The following is a 7,835-nucleotide window of genomic DNA, read 5'->3' on the forward strand; positions in this document are numbered from 1 at the left end:
GCCCCCCATGACCTCGTCGTATCGTGAGCGGGTGGACCCCGTGCCGCCCCACCCGCCCCAGGACCACGCCCCGGAACTGCCCGCGGCGGCGTTGAGCACCGGCGCCGTGGCCCGGCGCCTCGGGGTGTCGCCCACCACCCTGCGGTCCTGGGAGCGCCGGTACGCCATCGGCCCCGCGACCCGCGAGGACGGCCGGCACCGCCGCTGGACCGCCCAGGACATCGCCCGCCTGGAGCTGATGTGCCGGTTGACCGCCCAGGGGGTACCGCCCTCCGAGGCCGCCCGGGCCGCCGTGGGCGCCGCCCCCGCCGGCGGCGACGCCGTCCCCGAGTCGGCCGCGGTCCCGGAAACCACGGCGGCGCCGGGCGGCCCCAACGCGCTCCCGCTCGGAGAGGTCCGCCCCGAGTGCAGGGGGCTCGCCCGGGCCGCCGTACGACTCGACGCCCCGGCGGTGGAACAGCTGCTGGAGGCCGCCGTCGCGGAACACGGCCTGGTCACCGCATGGGAGGAGATCATCGCGCCGACCCTGCACGCGGTGGGCCGCAAGTGGGCCTCGGCCGGGGAACGTTACGTGGAAGTGGAGCACCTGCTCTCCTGGCACGTCTCCTGCGCGCTGCGCCGGGTACGCCCCGCCGCGGAACAACTGCGCTCCTCCCCGGTGCTGTTGGCCTGCGCGCCGGGAGAGCAACACACCCTGCCCATGGAGGCGCTGGCCGCCGTGCTCGGTGAACGGGGCCTGCCGGTGAGGATGTTCGGCGCCGCCCTGCCCGCCGAGGCCCTGCACGAGGCGGTCCGGCGCACGGGCCCGCGCGCGGCCGTCCTGTGGTCCCAGTCCCGGAGCACCGCCGACCGGCCCCTGGCGCGTTCCGTCGCCGCCATCGAGTGGGGGCTGCGCGGCGCACGCGGACACTCGGCGCTGCTGCTCGCCGGACCCGGCTGGGGCACGGGATCCCCGGACCCGCGCACCGAGCGGCTGTTCGGCCTGCGCTCGGGCCTCACCGTCATCGAGAACGCCCTGCGCCCCACGGACCACGCCGAACAGGCCACGAGGACGGGCCCGGCGACCGGGACGCGAGCGTAGACCCCTTCCGGCCCTTCCGGCCCCTCCGGCCCGCCGCCGGCCGCGGGACCGCGCGGCCGGCGCGGCCCGTCACCCGGCCGCGACCTCCGGCGTGCGGGGCGACACGGCCGGCGCCACCGACGCGCGCAGGACGCACAGGGCCCGCCGCATGTGGCTCTTGACCGTGCCCAGCGGCAGCCCCGTGCGATCCGCGATCTGGCTCTGGGTCAGGTCCCCGTAGAAGGCGAGCCGCATGACGCGCTGCTGCGCCGCCGGCAGCCGGGCCAGCTCCCCGAGGATCAACACCCGGTCCACCACCTGCTCCGGCTCCGGTCGGTCACCGGCCGCGGGCCACCGGGCGAACTCGTGGAAGGCGCGGGTGGCCGCCGCGACCGCCCGGGCCCGCCGGGTCCGGGCCTCCAGGGCGTCGGCCACCTTGTGGCGGGTGATCCCGGTCAGCCAGGCCCCGAGCCCGCCGGGGCCCGGCCGGTAGCCGCCACGGCCGCGCCAGGCGGCCAGGAACACCTGCTGGGTCACGTCCTCGGCCTCGCGGTCGTCGCCGAGCGAGCGGCGCGCCAGGGAGTGCACCAGCGGCCGCCACCGGCGGTACGCGGCCTCCATGGCGCGCTCGTCGCCCGCCGCGAAGCCGGCCGCGATGCGCGCCTCGTCCGACGCGTCGTCCTCGTACGCCAGGGTGCCCGGCGCGCCCGATGCGGAGTGCCCCCGCGGGTGCGTCCGCCGATCGCGCCGGCACGTCTGGTCGTCCATCCGGTCGTCCATGCCCCGAGCCTCGCGAGCACAGGAGCCCTCGACCAACTCGCACCGTTTCCGCATCGATTTCCGCGCCGCCGATCGACATCCGATCGACCCCCGATCCTCGATCCCGACGGCGCCGCCGATCGACGCCGATCGGCGCCGCCGCAGGGGGGACCGGCACGCGTCAGGTCGCCTCCGCGGCCCGGCCCTCGCCGGCCATGAACCGCCACACCAGCGCGTGCCCCAGCACCACCAGGAGGATCAGCAGCAGCGCCTCCGCCTGGATCCCCTTGAGGTTGACCACGTCGGCCATCTCGGGGGCGGAGCCCACCACGGCGATCAGCACGTAGAGCACGATCACACCCACCCGGTGCCACACCAGCCCCGCGCCGACGCCCTCGGCCCGGTCGCGGGCCAGCAGCCGCAGCGTGGACGCGCATCCGATGACCGCGATCACGACGAAGGAGGCCCGCCAGATCCACGGCTGCTCGGTGCCCCCCACCTGGGCGAACAGGCCCATGAGCGCCGGAAGCAGAAAGGACAGGTAGATGCCGCCGACCACCCGCCGCAGGGCGGGCGCTCGCATCCACTCGGAATGGCCCTGCACGACGTTCCACCACAGGCCGACCAGGGTGAAACAGGTGGCGGAGAACAAGGCGTAGAACGTGCTCACATCCATGACGCCCGACACTGACACGCCTGCCCGGCGACTTCGGCGACGACATGCCGGAGCGACTATCGTCCGGGGAATGAGTGACCTGATGCTGGTGAGGCATGGTGAGACGGCGTGGAGCGCCAACGGGAAGCACACCGGGCTGACGGACATCCCGCTGACCGCGCGCGGGGTCGAGGAGGCGATCTCCCTGGCCCCGTTCTTCCTGGACCGGCAGCCCGCCCTGGTGCTGACCAGCCCGCTGCGCCGCGCCGTGGCCACGGCCCAGCTCGCCGGGCTCAGTGACGGCGTCACCGACCCGGACCTGCACGAATGGGACTACGGCGGCTACGAGGGCGTGACCACCGCCGAGATCCGCGAGACCCGGCCGAACTGGTCGCTGTGGACCGACGGGGTCCCGCCCGGAGACGCCGAGCACCCCGGCGAGCAGGCCGAGCAGGTCGGGGCCCGCGCGGACCGCGCGCTGGCCCGGATCGCCGAGGTGCTGCGGGAGGACCGCGGCGACGTGGTGGTGGTCGCCCACGGCCACTTCCTGCGGGTACTGACGGCCCGCTACCTCGGGCTGCCCCCCGCCGACGGGCGACTGTTCCTGCTGCGCACCGGGACGGTCAGCCTCCTGTCGACCGAACACGAACTCCCGGTCATCGCGGGCTGGAACACCAGGCCCTGACCCTCCCGGACCTCCCCTCCCGCCTGCCGCGGACCGGCAGGACGACGAGTGACCGGCCATAAACCGCCGTGGGCCACTGTTCTCGCATCGCAGTCGCAGTCGCAGGCCGGCAGGGCACACCGTCCGGAGAGGAGCCGTCCATGGAGTCCACCGCGGTGCTCCAGCGGGACCCCGCCGCACCCGGGGGCCCCGCCTTGCGGATCGGGGTCCTCGGACCGCTCGACGTGCGTCTCGACGGCGAATCCCGTACCCCCACCGCGCCCCAGGTCCGACGGGTCCTGGCCGTGCTCCTGCTGCGCGCGGGACGGCCCGTGCCGCTCGCCGCCCTCATCGAGGAACTGTGGGAGATCGACCCGCCGCGGCTCGCCCGCAAGACCGTCCAGACGTACGTGTACCAGTTGCGCCGCGCCCTGGCCCGGCGGCCGGCCCCCGCGCACGGCCCCACCCCCGCACCGCACTCCTCCGACCGGCTGGAAACCCGTACGAACGGCTACCTGCTGCGGCTGCGCCCGGAGGAGGTGGACCTGTGGGACTTCGAACGCCGGATCGGACTGGCCCGCGTGGACCTTGACGCAGGCAACGCCCGCGAGGCCGCCGGGGCGCTGCGGGCGGCCCTCGCCCTGTGGCGCGGGGACGCCTTCGCCGACGTCCCCGCCGGCCCCGAACTCGCCTCCCGGATCAGCCGGATCGAGGCCACCCGGATCAGCGCCCTGGAGATGCGGGTCCAGGCGGACCTCCAACTCGGCCTCCACGGAGCGCTGCTCGACGAACTGCGCCGGCTCACCGCCGAGCACCCGCTCAACGAGAGGTTCGCCGCCGACCTGGTCCTCGCCGCACACCGATCCGGCCAACGCGCCACCGCCCTTGACGCGTTCACCCGGCTGCGCCGCAACCTCGTCCGGGAGCTGGGCATCGAGCCCTCCGACTGGGTCCGCAAACTCCAGCAGGAGGTGCTGAGCGCCGACCCGCGCCTCGGCGCGCCCACGCCCGCACATCTGATCCCGCCCGGCCGGCCCGCCCGGGACCTCGCCACGACGGCGCCCGCGACCCTCCCCAGGTTGACGCAACTCCCGCCCGACACACCGGATTTCGTCGGCCGCCGCCGCGAACTCGACCGGCTGCTCGCCCTGGCCGCCCCCGGGGAGGAACCCGAACGGCGCGCCGCACCCCGGATCGTCACCGTCCTCGGTGGCATCGGCACCGGCAAGAGCGTGCTGGCCGTCCGGGCCGCCCACCTGCTCAGCGGCCGCTTCCCCGACGGCCAGTTGTACGCCCGGCTGCACAGCGACCGGGAGACGCCGATCAGCCCCACGCTGATCCTGCGCTCCTTCCTGCGCGACCTGCACCTCGACTCCGTGCCCACCTCGGACGGGGACCCCGCCGGATGGGCCGAGGACGAGCTGGCCCGCAGGTTCCGCGACCACACCGCGGGCCGGGCGCTGCTCCTGCTGCTGGAGGACGCCGCGTCCGCCCGGCAGATCCTGCCGCTGCTGCCCGGCGGCAGCCGCAGCACCGTCATCACCACCTCCCGGGTCCGCCTGCCGGGACTGCCGGGCGCCGCGCACCTGACGCTCGGGCCGATGAGCACCGAGGACGGCGCCGCGCTGTTCGCCGCGGCCGTCTGCCCCGCGGGCCGGCTCCCGGGCGACCGCACGGCGGCCCGGGGGATCGTCCGGCTGATGGGTCACGTCCCGCTGGGGATCAGGGCGATGGGGGAGACCCTGGCGGCCCGTCCGATGTGGTCCACGGCCGATTTCGCCGAACGACTGGCCAACGAAGGGCAACGCCGGGTAGAACTGCGCTCGGGGACCTGGGACGTGCTGGCCCGGGTCGAACAGTCCTGCGCGCGGCTGCCCCACCCGGCGGGCCGGGCGCTCACCGTACTCAGCCGTTCCGCCCCCGGAGCCTTCGTGGTCCGGGACGCCGCGCAACTCCTCGGGGTGGCCACGAGCACCGCCGAACAGCTCCTGGGCACCCTGCTGGACCACCACGCCGTCGAACTCAACGGCCGGGTCCCCACGGGAACCCGGGAGATGTCGGTGCCGTCCTTCCGGATACCGGAACTGATCCGGCTCGCCCTCGCCGGGAACCCGGACGCCGATCCGGAACCGCGGTCCCCGACCGCCCCGGACCGGCCGGCGGCGTACGCCACGATCCGCGCGGGCACGGAGGCGGGGCTTCCCGATCCTTTGCCCCCGCTTGGTCGCCCCGCGTGAAGCTGCGTCTCCGTGGCGGCATGTGCTCAGCACAGCCGCCGCTCGGCAGACACATGCAGGCAGCTGGCCGGGCAACGCCCGGTCGGAGGGGAGACTTCCATGAGGAGCACGATCCTGCGGAGCGGCAGCACGGTCCGGAAGCAGCCGTCGGGCGATCAGCACGCCGAGTGCATCGCACGCGAGGGAACGCAACGCCCCGGTGACGAGGAGTCGGTGGTCTTCGAGTTGTGCTCGGGACTCTTCGCGTCCATGCCGCGGAGCGACCAGCGGATGAAGGCCATCCACTACGTGCGGGGCCTGTTGGGCGCCGAGGGCCGCAAGTCGATCCGCAACATTGCGACGCTGCTCGGAGGGGACGCCGCCGAGCAGAGCCTCCACCACTTCATCTCCAGCTCGACCTGGGACTGGACCCCCGTCCGGCGGGCCCTGGCCCAGCACATCGAACGGGTCTCGCCACCGCAGGCGTACGTGGTACACCCCATGATCATTCCGAAGGCCGGTGAAACCTCCGTGGGGGTCGAACGGCGCTTCGTGCCGGAGCTGGGTCAGGTCATCAACGCCCAACAGGCCGTGGGTGTCTGGGCCGCCGCCCACGACTGGAGTTCCCCCCTGCACTGGCGGCTCCACCTCACCCACCGCTGGCTGGAGGACGAGAACCGGCGCAGCCAGGCCGCCATCCCCGAGACCACCGTGCAGGAAAGCCTCGCCCAGTGCTCGGTCGAGGCCTATCTGGCGATGATCAGGGACTCCGGGCTCCCGGTCCGACCCCTGGTGATGGACGCGCGCAACGCCGACGTCCTGAGCACCGTCCACCGACTGCGGGCCGCCGGCACGCCCTGGCTGCTGCGGGTGGACCCCTCCGTACGCCTCACCGTGTTGGAACCGACCTTCCCCCGCCGCGGCGCCAGCATGACGACCCAACAGATCATGTCCACCGCCTGGCACATGCGTCAGTTGGAACCCCGCCGGGCACCCGGACCGGAGGCGCAGCTGCGCGGCATCAGGCGGCCGGGTTCGCTCGTGGCCGTCAGCGCCACCCTGACCGCCGACACCCGGCGCCCCGGCGGCCGACCCGGCGTGGCCGAGGAACTGCTGCTCCTCGGGATCTCGGACGGCGGGCAACTCCCGGCCGAACTGTGGCTCACCGACCTGACGGGGGTGCGACCGGTCGAGTTGACCCAGTTGATCCGGCTCACCCACAGGGTGGACCGGGACCTCGCCGAGGTGGCCGACCAGGTCGGCATCCGGGACTTCTCCGGCCGCTCCTTCAACGGCTGGCACCGGCACGCGACGCTCGCCTCGGCCGCGCACGCCATCGCCCTGCTCAGCGGCCGGCCGAACACCCGGCGGGCCACGGCGGAGGTGACGGACCTGACCGATCCGGCGCGCCGCGAACGGCACGGTCGGGGCTACCTGACGGACCTGGGAGGGCGACCTGACCTAGCGAGCTGAGCAGTTGACGGATAGCCCGGACGGCCATTGGCCGTGGCCGCCGGGTCCCACAGGATCGGGACATTCCAACCGATCGAACCGAGGGACCCCGGACATGACCAAGGTCGCCGTCATCTACTACTCCTCCCAGGGAAACGTCCACCAACTCGCCGTGGCCGCCGCGGCCGCCGCCGAGAAGGCGGGCGCGGAGGTGCGGTTGCGCAGGACCGCCGAGCTCACCACCGAGACGGTCGTACCCGGCAACGACACCTGGAACGCGGCATGGGAGGAGCACCTCGCCGCCGTGGCGGACATTCCCACGGCCACGCTCGACGACCTCGAATGGGCCGACGCGGTGCTGTGGGGGACCCCGGGCCGTTACGGCCTGCCCGCCGCCTCGCTCAAGCAGTTCATCGACCAGACCCTTCCCCTGCACTCCAAGCGCGGACTGCTGAACAAGGTGATGTCCTCGTTCACCTCCACCGCGACCCTGCACGGCGGTCAGGAGAGCACCCTCCTGGCCCTCAACAACGCCTTCTACCACTGGGGCGCGATCATCGTGCCGCCCGGTGTGGCCGACCCGATCCAGCTGGCCCCGACCAACGGCAACCCGTACGGCGTCAGCAGCGTCTCGCGCAACGAGGCGGGCAACGTCACCGAGGACAACCTCGCCGCCATCGAGTACCAGGCCCGCCGCACCGTCGAGATCACCGCCGCGCTCCGCAAGGGCCTCGCCTAGGTCCTGCCGTCGGGGCCCGCCCCGGCCGCGGCGCCCGGTCGCGCGCCCCGCCGCGTTGCCGGGGCACCCGAGTACGTCGCGTACACGGGCGCCCCGCCGCCGCGTGCCCGCCGCCCGCACGATCGGGGCCCATGCCGCCCCGTGCCGCGCCGTGTCCCGCCGGGCGCGGTCGGGGCCGGGCCCGTCCGCCCGGTCCCGAGCGACCCGCCCGGCCGCGCGGCGATCCCGGGGGCGATCGGCCCTCGCGCGTCCGGCCCCGTACACCCCACACCCGCGGCCCCCGCCCCCGG

At 74.5% G+C, this 7,835-nt stretch carries 6 protein-coding genes and 1 pseudogene; 5 read left to right on the forward strand and 2 right to left on the reverse strand.

What is annotated here, in order from left to right:
- Positions 1 to 7: 7 nt before the first annotated feature.
- Positions 8 to 1,081, forward strand: a complete 1,074-nt coding sequence (locus tag ADK55_RS30875; protein WP_078999595.1) for a MerR family transcriptional regulator — start codon at positions 8 to 10, stop codon at positions 1,079 to 1,081.
- A gap of 69 nt (positions 1,082 to 1,150) precedes the next feature.
- On the opposite strand, the gene ADK55_RS30880 is transcribed toward ADK55_RS30875, so the two are convergent.
- Positions 1,151 to 1,840, reverse strand: coding sequence for an RNA polymerase sigma factor (locus ADK55_RS30880; RefSeq protein WP_234350323.1), 690 nt, complete (start codon positions 1,838 to 1,840; stop codon positions 1,151 to 1,153).
- Positions 1,841 to 2,000: 160 nt separating this feature from the next.
- Entirely contained in the window at positions 2,001 to 2,495 is a 495-nt protein-coding gene (locus ADK55_RS30885; RefSeq protein ID WP_053683410.1) for a hypothetical protein, read from the reverse strand.
- 70 nt (positions 2,496 to 2,565) lie between these two features.
- Here ADK55_RS30885 and ADK55_RS30890 point away from each other — a divergent pair, with 70 nt between their 5' ends.
- The 4 genes and pseudogenes from ADK55_RS30890 to ADK55_RS30905 all read left to right on the forward strand — a co-directional run bounded on the left by ADK55_RS30890 (position 2,566) and on the right by ADK55_RS30905 (position 7,545).
- On the forward strand, positions 2,566 to 3,159 hold the full coding sequence (locus ADK55_RS30890; RefSeq protein WP_053683413.1) for a histidine phosphatase family protein: 594 nt from the start codon (positions 2,566 to 2,568) through the stop codon (positions 3,157 to 3,159).
- A 140-nt stretch (positions 3,160 to 3,299) separates the two neighbouring features.
- Positions 3,300 to 5,375 carry a BTAD domain-containing putative transcriptional regulator gene (locus ADK55_RS30895; protein ID WP_053683415.1) on the forward strand — a complete coding sequence of 692 codons (2,076 nt, stop codon included), beginning with the start codon at positions 3,300 to 3,302 and terminating at the stop codon, positions 5,373 to 5,375.
- A gap of 99 nt (positions 5,376 to 5,474) precedes the next feature.
- Positions 5,475 to 6,716: pseudogene (locus ADK55_RS30900) on the forward strand (IS701 family transposase); the annotation flags it as partial.
- Positions 6,717 to 6,921: 205 nt separating this feature from the next.
- A complete protein-coding gene (locus tag ADK55_RS30905; protein ID WP_053683417.1) occupies positions 6,922 to 7,545 on the forward strand; it encodes an NAD(P)H-dependent oxidoreductase in 624 nt (207 codons plus the stop codon).
- Positions 7,546 to 7,835 lie beyond the last annotated feature (290 nt).

This window comes from Streptomyces sp. WM4235, assembly GCF_001279725.1.
Taxonomy (GTDB): domain Bacteria; phylum Actinomycetota; class Actinomycetes; order Streptomycetales; family Streptomycetaceae; genus Streptomyces.

What these genes read in the sequence shown, in the direction of transcription:
- ADK55_RS30905 (WP_053683417.1), top strand. Translation starts at nt 6,922, where the DNA reads ATGACCAAGGTCGCCGTCATCTACTACTCCTCCCAGGGAAACGTCCAC.
- ADK55_RS30885 (WP_053683410.1), bottom strand. Translation starts at nt 2,495, where the DNA reads ATGGATGTGAGCACGTTCTACGCCTTGTTCTCCGCCACCTGTTTCACC.
- ADK55_RS30880 (WP_234350323.1), bottom strand. Translation starts at nt 1,840, where the DNA reads ATGGACGACCGGATGGACGACCAGACGTGCCGGCGCGATCGGCGGACG.
- ADK55_RS30875 (WP_078999595.1), top strand. Translation starts at nt 8, where the DNA reads ATGACCTCGTCGTATCGTGAGCGGGTGGACCCCGTGCCGCCCCACCCG.
- ADK55_RS30895 (WP_053683415.1), top strand. Translation starts at nt 3,300, where the DNA reads ATGGAGTCCACCGCGGTGCTCCAGCGGGACCCCGCCGCACCCGGGGGC.
- ADK55_RS30890 (WP_053683413.1), top strand. Translation starts at nt 2,566, where the DNA reads ATGAGTGACCTGATGCTGGTGAGGCATGGTGAGACGGCGTGGAGCGCC.